The organism is Gordonia oleivorans, from assembly GCF_040044975.1.
In the GTDB taxonomy this organism is placed as follows: Bacteria; Actinomycetota; Actinomycetes; order Mycobacteriales; family Mycobacteriaceae; genus Gordonia; species Gordonia oleivorans.
Map to the genome: position 1 here is coordinate 1 of NZ_JBDZDI010000008.1, position 15071 is coordinate 15071.

Here is a 15071-nt window from a genome sequence, read left to right on the forward strand (position 1 = left end):
CTCCCCGCCATGCTCGGCCAACATCCGCAACGCACGCGCCTTGACCTCCGGATCAATCTTCTTGGGCATACCGCTCATCCTTCCTGACTCAAAAGGAAGCGGCACGAAACCCGGGGGGATTCACCCTGCTCGCCGCCGACCTCCCCGAAGCGCTCATCAGGCTCATCGAACTCGACAGCGAACAATGCCCGCTCGAACCGGAACAGGTGGCCGCGATCTGCGACCACGACGCCACCGCCATCCTCGACCACCTCGGCATCGCCGAGGAGCAATACATGATCTGGACCCACGCCGCCGACGATGCCGCGATCGCCGGCGCCGACTCCCGCGAAGGTGAATGCCGCGCCGAATGGGAGGCGTGGGCGGCGACCGCACGCCAACTTCGTGCGGCACTGCGGGTGATCGCCTTGACCGGTGATCACGTCGCCGAACGTGGCACCAACCAGCATCCGACGGCGCACTGACGGCTGACGGCACGTCGTCCGGGCTGACGCCGCGGGTCTCCCACCCGCGGCGTCAGTTCGTTCAGCAAGTCAGTTCGTTCAGCAAGTCAGCTCGTCGGCCATGCCAGCGTGTCGGCCCACTTGTGTGCCTCGGTTTCCGCGTAGGCACCGAGACCGTGCGTGGCCCCCGGGTATGTCCGGTAGTCGATGCGGGCACCGTTGGCCCGCGCACGATCCACCCACGCCGAGGTGAACGCGGCCGGTGCAATCGGGTCGAGCAACCCCTGCTGGATCAGCATCGGGGCCTCATACCCCGAGTCGGGAACGTTGGAGTTGGCACGGACCGCGTCGAGCAGCGGTCCTTCCGACAGCGGCCGGGACACCATCTGGCCGACGTTGTATTGGCTTGTCGCCGGGCTGAACTCGGGGTAGCAGGCGGTGGCGGCCTGGTCGACGAGTCGTTTGCCCAGCGGCGTCAGGTAGGAGTCGACGTCGATGTCGGGACGCGACACCTTGAGGCCGGCCAGCACATAGGAGACGTAGGTGACGTAGTCGGGGATGGCGATCGGGGGCACGCCGGGCGCGACAACCGCCAGCATCTCGGCGATGTCGACGGGCACCGACTGGGCACTGACACCCACATTGCGCAGTTCCGGTGCGTAGGTCGGGGCGAGATGGCCAGCGAAGATGGCGCTCTGCCCGCCCTGCGAGCCACCCGACGTGAGGTATCCGGTGCCGGCGGTGTTTCCGTCGCCGTACCGCTCGACCACGGTGCGCGCGGCGCGGACGGAGTCGATGACGTTCTTGCCCTGCATCTGTCCGTCGGAGTAGGCGTGCACACCGGGTCCGCCGACACCTGCGTACTCGGAGGCGACGATGACGTAGCCGTCACTCAACCACGGTCCCATCCAGTCGTGCCAGCGTTCCTTGCCGTTGATGCGCACACCCATCCGGTCGGTCACGGTGCACTCGTCGCCGAGTCCGGCGGTGCCGTGGGCCCACGCGAAGATGCGGTACCGGCCGTGCGGGTTGGTCTCGGGGATCGACACCGTGGCCTTCACCGGGACGAGGTCGCCCTGGGCGTTCTCGGAGAGGTAGGTGACGGCGATGACCTTCTTGGCGCCGGTCATGCGCGCATCGGGCTGGTCGGTGATGTCGGTGGAGCTGATCACCGTGCCGGCACCGGGCTTGGCGGTGGTGGTCGGCTGCGGGGCGGCCGACGCGGTGGGGGTACCCACGAATGGGATCAACCCGATCAGCAACACACTCAAGACCACCACCCATTTGCGAAGCACGTGGCAGGTCCCCCCTTCGTCATCGTCGGCGCGAGGTCGAGGAGATCACTCGACGCACTGGCACTGGGTCCAACGAGTGCTTAGGTTAGCCTAAGGAGTTGCCGGTGAGGTATCCGGTGTGCCCGGCGTCGCGTCGAGGCAGGTCGGCGGGTGGTGTGTGAGGCATGCTGGAGGCGATGTCCGACGAACTGCTGATCGCGCACAACCCGGAGGAAGGCACCACGCTGCCCTACCTCGTGCGGCTGCCGCTCGGTGACGACGGAATCGTGCTGAAGACGCGCGAGACCTGGCCGCGCACGTCCAAGGTGTATTGCCACCGCGTGGTCGGGTGGCCCGACGACGCCGAGATCATCGAACGGGTCGCCATCCGGTCCATCACGCGGCGTGGTGCAGCGATCGACCTCGTCCTCGATCGTGGTCGCGAGAACCGCTCCCAGTTCGTCCTCACCCGCGCGCGGGGACGCGAGATGGTGTTCTGGCAGTCCCGCCGCACTGCGAAGCAGGCGCGGCCGAACGTCACCACGCCGACCGCTCGGGCGCACGGCCTGGCGCTCGACATCGTCGTCGACACCCGGGAACGCTATGCCTACAAATTCTCCGCGCAGCAGGCCCAGGTGGTTCGCCGCAGCCTGCCGGTGGGTGACTACGCCGTGTTCGACGACGACGCGCTGGTGGCCACCGCCGAACGCAAGAGCATCGACGATCTCGCGTCAAGCCTGTTGTCGGGCAAGCTCACCTACGTGCTCGCCGACCTCTCCGCACAACCCCGCGGGGCGGTGATCGTCGACTCCGGGTACTCGGCCCTGTTCAAACTCGAACACGTGTCGGCGTCCGCGGTGGCCGATGCGGTCGGCGAGGCGCAGGCCCGGTTTCCATCCGTACCCATCGTCTTCTGTGAGACGCGCGCGTTGGCGCAGGAGTGGTTGTACCGCTGGTTCGGTGCGTGCCTGAGCGAGTGGCGTCTGCACCGGACCGCGGAGTCGTCGGAGACGGCGCTGAGTCAGACGGCGCTGAGTGAGACGGCGCTGAGTGAGACGGCGCTGAGTGAGACGGCGTTGAGTGAGACGGCGGCTGCGTCCCTGGTTGACGCCTCCGGCGCGGATCGCCCGCCCGCTCCGGCCGTCGTGCGGTCGTGGGCACGGGCGGCGGGGATCGCCGTGTCCGATCGGGGCCGGATCTCCGCCGAGGTGGTTGCCGCCTTCCGCGCGGCGCAGGCGTCGCCCTGACCCGACGTACTCGCGGTCTTCCGTGGTGGGTCTTCCGTGGTGGGTCTTCCGTGGTGGGTCTTCCGAATGACCCTGGTGACACGACAATTCCGGCAGTTCCAGCGTCCGGGTTGAGTTCGACGCGCTGCGCGCTACATTGGGTCCACTGCGGGCCGGGTGCCGGGTCCGCGCTCGAGGTATCACACAGGAGCGGGGAACAACCGTGAACAGTCCGCAACCACCGCAGGGCCAGTCCCCGTATGGCCAGCCCCAGTACGGTCAACCCCAGTACGGTCAACCCCAGCAGGGACAACCGCAGTACGGGCCGCCGCCCCAGTACGGACAGCCTCAGTACGGTCAACCACAGCACGGACAGCCCCAGCACGGGCAACCCCAGTACAGGCAGCCCGGGCAGGAGTACGGACAGCCACCGGCATCCCCCGCATATGGCGCGGCGCCGGCCGGTTACGGCGCTCCCGCGCAACAGCCCGCGCAGCAGTCTTATCCGGCGGCCGGTCACGCCGCCCCGCCGGCCCATCCCGGACCCCAGGGAGTCGCGGGTCAGCAGCAAGGAATCGCGCTGACCACCAAGTACTTCCCGCTGTCGTGGATGCTGGCATTCTTCAAGCCGAAGATCAGCGTCGACGGCCACGAGTTGCCGGTGACGTCGTGGGGCCGCAACGAGATCCCGTTGCCACCCGGCCAGCATCATCTGCACGTGCACGTGCCCTACTTGCTGCCGCCGCGCATCGGGCCGGCGGACCTGCCGGTCATGGTCCATCCCGGTCAGCCGGTGGAACTCGAATACCGCGCGCCGGTGTGGGTGTTCAGCGGCGGATCGCTGGGCCCCGCACCGCAGAAGTACAACGGCATGGGCGCGACCATCGCGATCTTCGCGGTCAGCATGTTCCTGTTGCTGATCATGTTCATTCTGATGATCGTGGCGGCCTCGGCCGGGTGAGGTTGCGCCTCTGAGCGTTTCGACGACGATGACCCCACCCGAGATCGGGTGGGGTCATCACATCGGGGTCATCACTTCGGGGTCATCACATCGGGGGGGCCGGCGTCGGATCACACCCACATCCACAGCCATTGACGGCTGCGCGGGTCGTAGCGACGAACGCGGCGACGACGCGTGGCGTGGGCTTGATTGGTGGTGCGGCGCGGTGCGGCCATGGGGAGCTCCTTCTCGGTACTCGGGGTGAGATCGGCTGTGTGCGTTTCTCTCTGACGTGCTCCACCATGACCGGCCGGTCTGCCCGCACGATGGCCGTGCGCTGTCAGACTGCTGTCGGGATTGCGCATGTGAGGGGGGTCACCGACCGATGAGTTTTGACGAACTCTTGTCGCGTCGAGGGCTTACGGCGAGTGGATTACCGGGGGTAGACCGGAACGGTGAGTCTGTTCGATCTACTGCCCTCGCTGAAAGGGGTTCTGGTGACCCGCTCGTTCGATCCCCTGACCTGGCCGCTCCCGATGACCTCGACGGGAGCCGACATTCGCGTCGGCGAACTCGACCTGCGCGAGGAGTCATGCCGCCGCAAGCTCGCGTTCTACCTTGACGACGACGGTCAGCCGGTGTGCCAATCACTATGTGCGCCAACACAGTGGTTCCCGGTGCTGGTGACCCGGGTGCGCTCCGCCCAGATCACCGGCGGCCGGGCGATCCTTCATGTCGACGCGGCCGTGCCGCTGCCCACCGCCGTCGCGGACCTCGCGTTTCCGGGCAATACGCTGGCGGGCGCGCGGATGATGGACGTGACCGTCGTCGACCTCAACGGTCACCGCCGCACGGTGCACGCCGAACTGCCGGCCAACGTGGTTGCCACCGGCACGATTTCCCTCGCGCTGCGATCGATTTCCGTGCCGGACCCGCTCACAGATACGTGCCCATCGGCAGAGACGAGGCGTACTCCTGCCGATCGATCACCGACAGCAGCGAGCCCGTCGTGACGGGCGCTCCGGCGAGCAGGATGGCGCGTCGGACCGTCTCGACGATGTCGGCCCCGTTGCGTCCGTCCGGAAATGCCGCGATCACCCGCTCGACGTCGACGTCGGAACCCGGCACCTTGTCGAGGAGTCCACGCACAATGGTGGCGGCCGCCGCATCCGACGGCGCATCGAGTTCGATGATGCTGTCGAAGCGCGCCGCCCGGGTGGCCGCGCCGTCGAGGGCACGGGGATCGTTGGTCGTCGCCAAGGTGAGGACACGATCGGACTTGGCCGCACCGTCCAGGGCGGCGAGCAACGCGCCCAGCCCGGCGTCGTCGCCGTCACCGCGGCGGCGCACGTACAGGTCGATGTCGTCGAGGATGATCACCGACGGACCGAAAGTCGCTGCCTGTTCGTAGATCTCGGCGAGCGCCTGTGATGCGGCCGTGGCCGTCGGGATCAGGATCGTGAAGTCACCGGCGAGTTCGGTTGCCACCACTCGTGAGACCGCGGTCTTGCCGACACCCGGCCGCCCGGCGATCAGGACGCCATAGCTGGTGGACAGGCCGGCGGCGCGCAGCGCGTCGCTGCGTTCGGTCACCGCGTCGACGGCCAGATCGATTTCCCGCCACACCGATTCGGGAACCGAGACCCGCGCACGGCCGGCCGAGATGGATTCCACAACACTGAATGTCAGGGCACCGTAGTGTTGTCCGACCGACAGCACCCGGCCCCGCAGCGGGTTACGCTCCGCGATGCGACGCCGGATCTCCGACATCGCCGCCCGTGCCACCTCGTCGTGGCCCGGGGCGACGAGCACGGTGAGGCTCGAGCTCGGACGGTCCGTGTTGACCGAGCAGGCGATCGCGAGTGCGGTGTCCCCGAAGGGGTTGTCGCCGAGAAAGATCAAGGTGGCGTCGGCCGGCGCCGAGTACTCCGACGAACCGACCCGATGATGAGCCCAGCTCGGCGGACCGTCGTCCTCGTCCGGACCGATCCGCGGCCGGCCCTCCTCGATCAGATCGGCGAGCACCAGGCCGGCGGCCACCACGGTGGCCGGTGCCAGCGGAAGCATGTGCGCCACCAGTTCGTGCCGACGATGACCCAGATGCTCGGCGAGGAACTCCGAGAATCCCTGCGCCCGAGTCTCGCTCGTCTCCGACAGGAGCCGACCGAGGAACGTCACGGTCTTGCGGACCCAGTAGTCTTCTGCGGCAAGCAGATCCGCCAGCGTGGAGCCCCGGTCGGTGGGGGCGGTCGCGGGCACGTCGGCGTCGGGCATCGGGCCGTCCGGGATCATCGGAGTCTCCAGTGGGTCGGTCCTCCTTGCGGGAGTGGGGTTTTCGCCGGCGACTCACTGTGACATGTCCGGGCGGGCGGACGCAATGGATTATTCTTGCGTACCTTGGGACCGGGCCTCGACACGGCTCGACAACCGGGTCAGGGCCACCACCACCCAAAGAGACTCCGTCCCAACGCTATTCCCGCCGGTCGAGGTGCGAGGAGCCCCCAGGGCGACGAGCCTCGAGACCACGTATGCCGACTACCTCACCTGCCCAACAGCTTCCAGCCCTACCTCGCCAGGTCTCGACACGGCTCGTCGTTTCGACGGAGCTCAACGCGGCAGCTATCGCTCCTCACCGGCTCGACCGCCGGATTGAGGAGTCGACCAGCGGGGTAGGCCACAACCCAAAGAGACTCCGTCCCACCGCTATCCCCGCCGGTCGAGGTGCGAGGAGCCCCCAGGGCGACGAGCCTCGAGACCACGGAGAAATACTGACCCGCCCAACGATTTCCAGCCCCATCTCGCCGGGTCTCGACACGGCTCGTCGCTTGCGCTCCTCACCGGCTCGACCACCGGAGTAAGACCAACCCCAGCGAGAAGGGGTCGACCGCCGCAATGAGGCCACTCCCAGCGGGATGGCTGTCAGACCGCCGAATCGGGGAACGCGATGACCGACAGGAAGCGCACCGGGAGTTCGATCAGTGCGACCGGACCGTGCGGGGCCTCGCCGTCGAGTTGCATGGAATCACCCGGTGACAGGCGATACACCGACCGGCTGTGCGCGTACTCCATGACGCCTTCGATCATGTACAGGAACTCGGTGCCCGGATGCTGGAACAGCGGCTGGGTGACGGAGTCCTCGTTGAGGGTGACCATCAGGCATTCCAGGCGCTTGTGCTCGCCGCGGAGCGACCCCAGCAGTTCGTAGTCGTGGCCCTCCCGCGAGCCGGCGCGCACGATCCGCGAGCCCTCCCCCGACTTCACGAATACGGCCGAGCGTTCGACGTCGGCGCCACGGAACAGCGAGGTCACCGAGATGTCGAAGGCCGTCGCCAGCCGGGCCAGGGTGGCCAGACTGCAGGAGGTCTGCGCGTTCTCGATCTTCGACAGCATCGCCTTGGAGATGCCGACACGGATGGCCATCTCGCCCACCGTGAGCCCCAATTGCTGACGCAGCCGGCGGACGTTGGTGGCGATCGCGGTCTCGAGTTCGAGTTCCTCGACGGACTGATCGGGAGTGCGATCGCGCGCGGTTCCCGACTGGTTGCGGATCAGGGCATCCGCGGACGACCCCGAATCCGCGTCGGTCGTCGCCGGATCGACGGTGATCGCGTCGTCGGTCTGGTCCATCCCGACAGCATATCGGGAAACGTCGTCCACTGACGGTAACCCGGAGGAGTCGGCCAGAAGGAACCGCGGGAACTCGGCGACCACACCGTCGCCTCGCTCACCGCGGTTGCGTGCGCACACGCACTCACCTCATCTCGCCCGCCCCGACATACGGGAAACGGGTCTTGAGCAGGTCGTTCTCCGCGAAACGCGTGAACCGGAAGTCGGATTCGGGAATCCGTGGGTCGCTGCTGCGGCCGTCGACGACGAGGTCGGCGACGAGACGACCGACGGCCGGCGAGATCTTGAACCCGTGGCCGCTGAAGCCGGCGGCGATCACCAGTCCGTCGAGCGGTCCGCGGGAGATGATCGGATTCCAGTCCGGGGTGACGTCGTAGCAACCGGCGTAGCTGGCGGTGATGGCCGCCTCGGTGAAGTCCGGGAAGCGGGTGCCCACCTTGTCGACGGTCAGATCGAGGAAGGCCTCGTCGGCGCGGTTGAGGTAGCCGTCCGGGTCGGCGATCTCCAGTTCCTGCAGATCGCTGTTGCCGAACAGGATCTCGCCGCGCACATCGGGGCGGACGTACTGCAGGGACACGAGGTCGGAGAACACCGGGACCTCGCCGATCTCGACGCCGGGATGGATCATCACGATCTGCTCGCGGTGCACCTGGATCGGCACATCGATGCCGTATGCCTGCAGGAACGGGCGGGTCCACACACCGGTGGCGACGACGACGGTGTCGGCGGAGATGGTGTCACCGTCGGCAAGGGTCACCCCGGTGACCCGATCACCGTCGACGAGCAGCCCGGAGACGCTGGTGCCCTGCCGGATTCGGACAGCACCGGCGCGGGCGGACGCCGCGAAGGCCTGCGCGGTCTGATAGGCGTCGCCGTATCCGCCGCGCTCCTCCCAGCCGAACGCCGCGAACGGTTCGAGGTCGGCGGCCGGCCACATCGTGGCCACCTCGTCGCGACCGATCTCCTCGGTCTGCACCCCGACCTCACGTTGCGCGGCCATGCTCTTGCGGAGGTTGTCGACGTTGGGTTCGCCAACGCCGACGACGTAGCCGGTCTGCCGGAACCCGATGTCGGTGCCGAAGATCTCCTCGGCCTTCTCGAAGACCTCGAGGCCGACGGCGGCCATCGCGGCCAGCGAGCTGACCCCGTAGTGGCAGCGGACAATGCCTGACGACTTGCCGGTCATGCCGCCGCCGACGGTATCTCGTTCGCACACAACGACATCGGTGATGCCGCGTTGCGCCAGGGCCCATGCGGTGGCGGCGCCTTCCAGCCCGCCACCGATGATGACGACGGATGCGCTCTGACTCACAGTCCTGCTCCCGTTCCGGGAATCCAGGAGGTACCGGCGAGCGGGACGCGCGCCATCGCGGCGGCCTCCATGGTGATGGCGACGAGGTCCTCGGGCTCGAGGTGCTGCAGGTGTGCCTTGCCGCAGGCGCGGGCGATGGTCTGGGCCTCCATGGTCATGACGCGCAGGAAGTTGGCCAGGCGACGACCACCCTCGATCGGATCGAAGCGTGCCGACAGTTCCGGGTCCTGCGTGGAGATGCCCGCCGGGTCCTTCCCGTCCTGGAAGTCGTCGTAGAAACCGGCGGCCGAACCGAGCGCCTCGTACTCCGCCGACCAGCGAGGATCGTTGTCGCCGAGGGCGATCAGGGCGGCGGTACCGATCGCGACGGCGTCGGCGCCGAGTGCCATCGCCTTGGCGACGTCGGCACCGTTACGGATGCCGCCGGAGACGATGAGCTGTACTCCACCATCCCCCGTCGCTCCGCTCGCCCCCTTGCGATGCACTCCGAGCTCCTGAAGTGCCTGCACCGCTTGCGGAATGGCGGCCAGCGTCGGGATGCCGACGTGCTCGATGAACACGTCCTGGGTGGCGGCGGTGCCGCCCTGCATGCCGTCGACCACCACGACGTCGGCGCCGGCGTGCACCGCGAGCTTCACGTCGTAATAGGTGCGGGTGGCGCCCACCTTGATGTAGATGGGCTTCTCCCAGTCGGTGATCTCGCGCAACTCGTTGATCTTGATGGCGAGGTCATCGGGGCCGGTCCAGTCCGGGTGGCGCGAGGCGCTGCGCTGATCGATGCCCTGGGGCAGCGTCCGCATGGCCGCCACACGCTCGGAGATCTTCTGCCCCAGCAGCATTCCGCCTCCACCCGGCTTGGCGCCCTGCCCCAGCACGACCTCGATCGCGTCGGCCTTGCGCAGGTCGTCGGGGTTCATCCCGTAACGCGACGGAAGGTACTGGTAGACGAGGTTCTTCGACTGTCCACGCTCTTCGGGGGTCATCCCGCCGTCGCCGGTGGTGGTGGAGGTGCCCACCTCGGAGGCACCGCGGCCCAGTGCCTCCTTGGCACCGGCGGACAGTGCACCGAAGCTCATACCCGCGATGGTGACCGGGGTGTCGAGATGCAAGGGGTACTTGGCGTTACGCGATCCGAGGACGACATCGGTGTCGCAGCGCTCGCGGTAGCCCTCGAGCGGGTAGCGCGACATCGACGCGCCGAGGAACAGCAGGTCGTCGAAGTGGGGCAGTTTGCGCTTGGCGCCCCAGCCGCGGATGTCGTAGATGCCGGTGTCGGCGGCACGCTGGATGGCGGCGATGGTGGTGCGGTCGAACGTCGCGGACTCACGCAGTCCGCGTTGCTCGTTGGTGAGTTCGGTCATGGCGGGCTCCTGGTGGAGGTGGATGAGGCGGGTGTGGGTGGTGGGCCCTGGCTCGGTGGGTCGGCGAGGTACGCCGACTCAGTACGCCGACGAGTGGTCGCTGTGGAAGTGGTACAACTTCCGCGCGGAGCCGTAGCGGGTGTAGGTCTTCGGGTCGTCGTCCTTGAAACCGGCGGCCTTGAGCAGGCCGGCGAGCTCTTCGAGATGCTCGGCCTCCATCGGCTTGGCGATGCAGTCCGCACCCAGGCCTTCGACGGTGCCGCGCACGTACATCCGGGTCTCGTAGATCGAATCTCCCAGTCCGGCACCGGCGTTGCCGCGGACGACCAGCCGGCCGGCCTGCGCCATGAACGCGCTGTTGTGGCCGACGTTTCCGCCGACGACGATGTCGACGCCCTTCATCGAGATGCCGCAGCGTGCGGCCGCGTCGCCCTCGATGACGAGCAGTCCGCCGTGCGCGGTGGCGCCGGCCGACTGCGAGGCGTTGCCCTTGACGACGACCGTGCCGCTCATCATGTTCTCGGCGACGCCGGTGCCGGCGTTGCCGTTGATGACGATCTCGGCCTGCTGGTTCATGCCGGCCGCGTAGTAGCCGACATGGCCGTTGACGGTGATCTTGACGGGGGCGTTGACTCCGGCTGCGACGCTGTGCGCGCCGGCCGGGTTGTTGATCTCGAATTCTCCCGAGATCTCTTTGTGCAGAGTCGAATTGACCTCACGCAGCGGGGTGGAGGCCAGGTCGAAGACCTGCGTGTCGGTGTTGTTCAGCGTGTCCATGCGTACACGACCTCCGGTTCCGGTTCCCAGATACGAGCGTTCTCGACGCCCGGCAGGTCTGCCAGGGCGCGGTATTCACTGGCCATGGCCACCCAGTCGTCGGTCTCGGCGATGACGGCGGGCTTGCAGGCGATGGCGTCGCGCACCACCGCGAACGAGTCGCGGTTGGAGACGACCAGGGTGTAGAAGCCGTCGAAGGTGGCGCACACCTCTTTGAGGGCGGTCTCGACGTCCTTGCCCTGCGCGAGCTGGTGGGCGACGAATCGGGCACCGACCTCGGTGTCGTTCTCGCTGTCGAATTCGACTCCGGCGGCGCGGAGTTCGCGACGGATGGTCGCATGATTGGAGAACGATCCGTTGTGCACCAGGCACTGTTCGGGTCCGACGGCGTAGGGGTGGGCGCCGGCGGGGGTGACGGCCGATTCGGTGGCCATGCGGGTGTGTCCGACGCCCTGCCAGCCCTGGGCCGAGACGAGGTCCCACCGCTTGGTCAGATCTCGTGGTGCGCCAACGCCTTTCAGCACGGTGAGGTCGGAGCCGAAGCCGGCGACGAGGGCACCCGGGTAGGCGGCGCGGGCGGCGGCCAGCAGCTCTTCGGACGGAAGTTCGGCGCTGATCACCAGGGTGTTGTCGACGTACTGGGCCGAGACCGGGGTGCCGAGCGACTCGCTCAGTGCCGCCGCGGAATCGGCGGCGTCGACATCGAGATCGAGCAGGCTGACGCAGCCGTGGTCGGCCGGCGCCCAGTCGGTGTTGCCGTAGACGGCGATACCGGCCGAATCGGCTCCGCGGTCCTGCATTTCGCCGAGCATGGTGGCGAGCAGCTCGCCGAGTCGGGGATACAGATCCGGGTTGCGCAGATGCAACCCGACGATTCCGCACATGGTGTGGTCCTTTCTGGTGGGTGGTGGAGGTGGTGGGGACGCGAGGTCAGAACGCCGTGAGGTACTGGTCGATCTCCCAGGGGGAGACGGCCGAATGCCAGGCGAAGAACTCCTCGCGCTTGAGCTTGCTGAAGTAGGTTGAGACGCTGGGCTTGTCGGCCGGCCACTCCTCGGGCATGGCGGCGTCGAGCGACGCGGTCACCACGGGATCGGCTTCGAGCGCCTCCACCGCGTGCAGGAGGGTCAGGGGAAGGGGACTCATGTGATCGGGTCCGGAGCCCAGCGCGCCCGGGTCGAGGCTCCGCTTGATCCCGTCGAGTCCGGCGCCGAGGGCCGAGGCGATCGCGAGGTACGGATTGGCCGAACCGTCGCCGCCGCGCAACTCGACCCGCTGGTTGTCGGGGATGCGGATGTAGTGAGTACGGTCATTGCCGCCGTAGGTCGGAACGCGGGGTGCCCACGACGCTCCCGACCGGGTGGCGGTCGCACCGGTTCGCTTGTAGGAGTTGACCGTCGGGGCCATCACCGATTGCAGCGCGGAGGCGTGCTCGAGGACTCCGGCGACGAAGCCGTAGGCGGTGTCGGAGATTCCGAGGCCGCGCTCGTCATCGAAGTCCGTCGGGAACACCGGCCTGCCGCCGGCGGTGAGCGACAGATGCAGGTGCAGGCCGGAGCCGGTGCGCTCGGCGAACGGCTTGGGCATGAAGGTGGCGACCATCCCGCTTTCGGCGGCGATGACCGACAGCAGGTAACGCAGTGTGATGACACGGTCGGCGGTGGTCAGGGCATCGGAGTAGGCGAAGTTCTGCTCGAACTGTCCGTTGCCGTCTTCGTGGTCGTTGGCGTAGTTGCCCCAGCCGAGTTGGTTCATCGCGGTGGACACCGCGGTGAGATGTTCGTACATCCGGGTGAGGCCGCGCACGTCGTAGCAGGGCTGATCGGAGTCGTCGGCGTCGTCGGCGGTGACGAGCGAGCCGTCGGCGGCACGCTTGAGCAGGAAGTACTCGACCTCGGCGCCGACCCACGGCTCGAAGCCGGCGTCGTCGGCCTGCGCGATCAGGGCCTTGAGGATGTTGCGCGGCGCGAACGGCCACGGTTTGCCCTCGACGTGCGGATCGCAGTGGACGAGCGCGAGGCCCTCCTTGATGAACGGGATCGGCAGAAAGGAGCTCGGGTCCGGGACGGCGATCAGGTCGGGATCGCGGGGCTCCTGACCGATGGCGCCGACCGCGTAGCCCGCGAATCCCACTCCGTCGGTGGCCAGTTCGTCGATCGCCTCGACCGGCACCAGCTTGGCGCAGGGCTTGCCGCGCAGGTCGACGAACATCGCGAGGATGAACTTGGTTCCGCTGGCCTGGCAGAGGGCGGCGAGATCGTGGTTGGTATCAGTCATTGCGATGCTCCGGTCGGGTGGGGTGCTACCAGTATGTCTACTCGGATGAACTCTTGTCTACTTGTAGTAGACCCCCGTTTTGTTGCGACCGTGTTTCGCGGTTGTGAGAGGCGAGTATCGGGGCGGATATGGGGCGGCGACCACTGCGCGAACAGCCTCTCCGGTAGCACCCTGTCGGTGACGGGGAGAGCGCCGTCAGAGTGAGCGAGAGCGCCGTCAGTGTGAACGAGAGCGCTGTCAGTGTGAGCGAGAGCGCTGTCAACGCGAGCAAGAGCGCTGTCAGTGTGAGCGCGAGCGCTGTCAACGCGAGCAAGAGCGCCGTCAACGCGAGCAAGAGCGCCGTCAACGTGAACGAGAGCGCCGTCAACGTTGCGCGGGGACCGGAAAGACAGCGCTCCCCGCACCCCGACCGGCGGGATGCGAGGAGCGCTGTCCGTGGTTATCAGGCGCGGGAGTCGGCGAGGTCGTCGTCGACCGACTCGGCGAGCTTCTTCTCGACCGATCGTGATGCCTGGGCGGTTGACATGCCCGACAGTCCACCGTGTCCGACGCCGGCTGCGGGGATCTCGTAGGCGGATTCGGCGTGGATGCTCGAGTCCAGGCCCTGCGTCTCGGTCTCCGGGTCGACGCGCAGACCGATCGTCTTGTCGAGGGCCTTCGCGATCAGCCAGGTCATCACGAAGGAGAAGCTGCAGGTGATGACGATGCCGGCGAGTTCACGCCAGACGATGTCGGCGTCGCCGCCGAAGAGGATGCCGGTGATGCCGGCCGGGGCACTGCCCGCGGCGAACAACACGATGCACAGGGTGCCGACGATGCCGCCGATGCCGTGCACGACGAAGGCGTCCAGGCTGTCATCGACCTTGAACTTCGGCTTGAAACTGAGGAAGAACGCGACCACACCGGCGGCGATGAGACCGACGAGGAGGGCTCCGATCGGTGTCATCGTGTTGGCCGACGGGGTGATACCGACGAGCCCGGCAATGGCACCGGTGATGGAACCCAGACCGGTCACGTGACCTTCCCGCCACTTCTCGATGGCCCAGAAGCCGAGCATTCCGGCGCCGCCCGCGAGCAGGGTGTTGAGGACGACGTACTGGGTCAGAAAGTTCGCACCACCCGCGCAGCTGCCGTTGAACCCGAACCAGCCGAACCAGAGCAGACCACCGCCGAGCAGGACCAACGGAACATTGTGGGGGCGTTCGGCGCGACGACGTCGCGCTCCCAGGACCATGGCCAGAGCGAGCGCCGCCACTCCGGAGTTCATATGCACCGCGGTGCCGCCCGCGAAATCGTGGATGTGGATCTTGTTCAGCAGGAAGCCACCGGCGCCCGCGTCGGAGTCGGCGGCGAACACCCAGTGCGCCACCGGGAAGTACACCAGGGTCAGCCAGATCGGGACGAACACCAGCCAGGCACTGAACTTCATTCGGCCGGCGGCACCACTGGCGACGATGGCCACGGTGATCGCGGCGAACATGATGAACCAGGCCGCGATGTAGAGCACCTGGATGCCGCCAGAGCCGTCGTCGGTGAGGTGATTGCCCAGACCGATGTAGTCGGCGGGGTTGCCGATGATTCCCCATCCCTTCACCGACGGCCCGGACACCAGGCCGTAACCGTAGAGGACGTAGATGACGCAGGTGATGCCGAGGGTCGCGAACACCATCGACATCATGTTGAGGACGTTGCGTCCGCCCAGCATGCCGCCGTAGTAGAGCCCGAGTCCGGGGATCATCAGGACTAGAAATGCGAATGCGGCGAGCATCCAGGCGAGATCCGCGTGCGCGGCGAGGACATCCATGACTTTCCTTGCAGTAGAGGTGGTTACGCA

Annotated in this window: 13 protein-coding genes; 4 read left to right on the forward strand and 9 right to left on the reverse strand. The window is 67.4% G+C overall.

Features of this window, described 5'->3' with window-relative positions; translation table 11 throughout:
- Positions 1 to 125: 125 nt before the first annotated feature.
- A complete protein-coding gene (locus ABLE92_RS13795; RefSeq protein ID WP_496560805.1) occupies positions 126 to 464 on the forward strand; it encodes a hypothetical protein in 339 nt (112 codons plus the stop codon).
- Positions 465 to 550: 86 nt separating this feature from the next.
- On the opposite strand, the gene ABLE92_RS13800 is transcribed toward ABLE92_RS13795, so the two are convergent.
- Positions 551 to 1738 (reverse strand): lipase family protein, encoded by a 1188-nt coding sequence (locus tag ABLE92_RS13800; RefSeq protein WP_348805355.1) that lies wholly within the window; start codon positions 1736 to 1738, stop codon positions 551 to 553.
- Positions 1739 to 1914: 176 nt separating this feature from the next.
- On the opposite strand from ABLE92_RS13800, the gene ABLE92_RS13805 reads away from it, so the two are divergent.
- The 3 genes from ABLE92_RS13805 (at position 1915) to ABLE92_RS13815 (ending at position 4896) form a co-directional block, all read left to right on the forward strand.
- Positions 1915 to 2964 carry an ERCC4 domain-containing protein gene (locus ABLE92_RS13805; protein WP_348805356.1) on the forward strand — a complete coding sequence of 350 codons (1050 nt, stop codon included), beginning with the start codon at positions 1915 to 1917 and terminating at the stop codon, positions 2962 to 2964.
- A 202-nt stretch (positions 2965 to 3166) separates the two neighbouring features.
- Positions 3167 to 3904 (forward strand): hypothetical protein, encoded by a 738-nt coding sequence (locus ABLE92_RS13810; protein ID WP_348805357.1) that lies wholly within the window; start codon positions 3167 to 3169, stop codon positions 3902 to 3904.
- A gap of 434 nt (positions 3905 to 4338) precedes the next feature.
- Positions 4339 to 4896 carry a hypothetical protein gene (locus ABLE92_RS13815; protein WP_449743306.1) on the forward strand — a complete coding sequence of 186 codons (558 nt, stop codon included), beginning with the start codon at positions 4339 to 4341 and terminating at the stop codon, positions 4894 to 4896.
- Here the strand turns inward: ABLE92_RS13815 and ABLE92_RS13820 are convergent.
- The 8 genes from ABLE92_RS13820 to ABLE92_RS13855 form a co-directional block, all read right to left on the reverse strand.
- Complete coding sequence (locus ABLE92_RS13820; protein WP_348805358.1) at positions 4820 to 6175, reverse strand: AAA family ATPase; 1356 nt, start codon at positions 6173 to 6175, stop codon at positions 4820 to 4822. The two genes, ABLE92_RS13815 and ABLE92_RS13820, sit on opposite strands and share 77 nt — an antisense overlap.
- A gap of 627 nt (positions 6176 to 6802) precedes the next feature.
- Positions 6803 to 7510, reverse strand: a complete 708-nt coding sequence (locus ABLE92_RS13825; protein WP_348805359.1) for a helix-turn-helix domain-containing protein — start codon at positions 7508 to 7510, stop codon at positions 6803 to 6805.
- Between the two features lie 124 nt (positions 7511 to 7634).
- Positions 7635 to 8822 (reverse strand): NAD(P)/FAD-dependent oxidoreductase, encoded by a 1188-nt coding sequence (locus ABLE92_RS13830; RefSeq protein WP_348805360.1) that lies wholly within the window; start codon positions 8820 to 8822, stop codon positions 7635 to 7637.
- On the reverse strand, positions 8819 to 10183 hold the full coding sequence (locus ABLE92_RS13835) for an FMN-binding glutamate synthase family protein (protein ID WP_348805361.1): 1365 nt from the start codon (positions 10181 to 10183) through the stop codon (positions 8819 to 8821). Before ABLE92_RS13835 ends, ABLE92_RS13830 begins: the two co-directional genes overlap by 4 nt.
- A gap of 78 nt (positions 10184 to 10261) precedes the next feature.
- On the reverse strand, positions 10262 to 10960 hold the full coding sequence (locus tag ABLE92_RS13840; RefSeq protein WP_348805362.1) for a GltB/FmdC/FwdC-like GXGXG domain-containing protein: 699 nt from the start codon (positions 10958 to 10960) through the stop codon (positions 10262 to 10264).
- On the reverse strand, positions 10948 to 11844 hold the full coding sequence (locus ABLE92_RS13845; RefSeq protein ID WP_348805363.1) for a class II glutamine amidotransferase domain-containing protein: 897 nt from the start codon (positions 11842 to 11844) through the stop codon (positions 10948 to 10950). Before ABLE92_RS13845 ends, ABLE92_RS13840 begins: the two co-directional genes overlap by 13 nt.
- A 46-nt stretch (positions 11845 to 11890) precedes the next feature.
- Positions 11891 to 13237 (reverse strand): type III glutamate--ammonia ligase, encoded by a 1347-nt coding sequence (gene glnT, locus ABLE92_RS13850; protein ID WP_348805364.1) that lies wholly within the window; start codon positions 13235 to 13237, stop codon positions 11891 to 11893.
- A 442-nt stretch (positions 13238 to 13679) separates the two neighbouring features.
- On the reverse strand, positions 13680 to 15041 hold the full coding sequence (locus ABLE92_RS13855; RefSeq protein ID WP_348805365.1) for an ammonium transporter: 1362 nt from the start codon (positions 15039 to 15041) through the stop codon (positions 13680 to 13682).
- Between the last annotated feature and the right edge of the window lie 30 nt (positions 15042 to 15071).

Bases quoted from the DNA above. Each gene is read 5' to 3' on its own strand.
- ABLE92_RS13805 (WP_348805356.1), top strand. From the start codon at position 1,915: ATGTCCGACGAACTGCTGATCGCGCACAACCCGGAGGAAGGCACCACG.
- ABLE92_RS13820 (WP_348805358.1), bottom strand. From the start codon at position 6,175: ATGATCCCGGACGGCCCGATGCCCGACGCCGACGTGCCCGCGACCGCC.
- ABLE92_RS13825 (WP_348805359.1), bottom strand. From the start codon at position 7,510: ATGGACCAGACCGACGACGCGATCACCGTCGATCCGGCGACGACCGAC.
- ABLE92_RS13835 (WP_348805361.1), bottom strand. From the start codon at position 10,183: ATGACCGAACTCACCAACGAGCAACGCGGACTGCGTGAGTCCGCGACG.
- ABLE92_RS13840 (WP_348805362.1), bottom strand. From the start codon at position 10,960: ATGGACACGCTGAACAACACCGACACGCAGGTCTTCGACCTGGCCTCC.
- ABLE92_RS13845 (WP_348805363.1), bottom strand. From the start codon at position 11,844: ATGTGCGGAATCGTCGGGTTGCATCTGCGCAACCCGGATCTGTATCCC.
- glnT (WP_348805364.1), bottom strand. From the start codon at position 13,237: ATGACTGATACCAACCACGATCTCGCCGCCCTCTGCCAGGCCAGCGGA.
- ABLE92_RS13855 (WP_348805365.1), bottom strand. From the start codon at position 15,041: ATGGATGTCCTCGCCGCGCACGCGGATCTCGCCTGGATGCTCGCCGCA.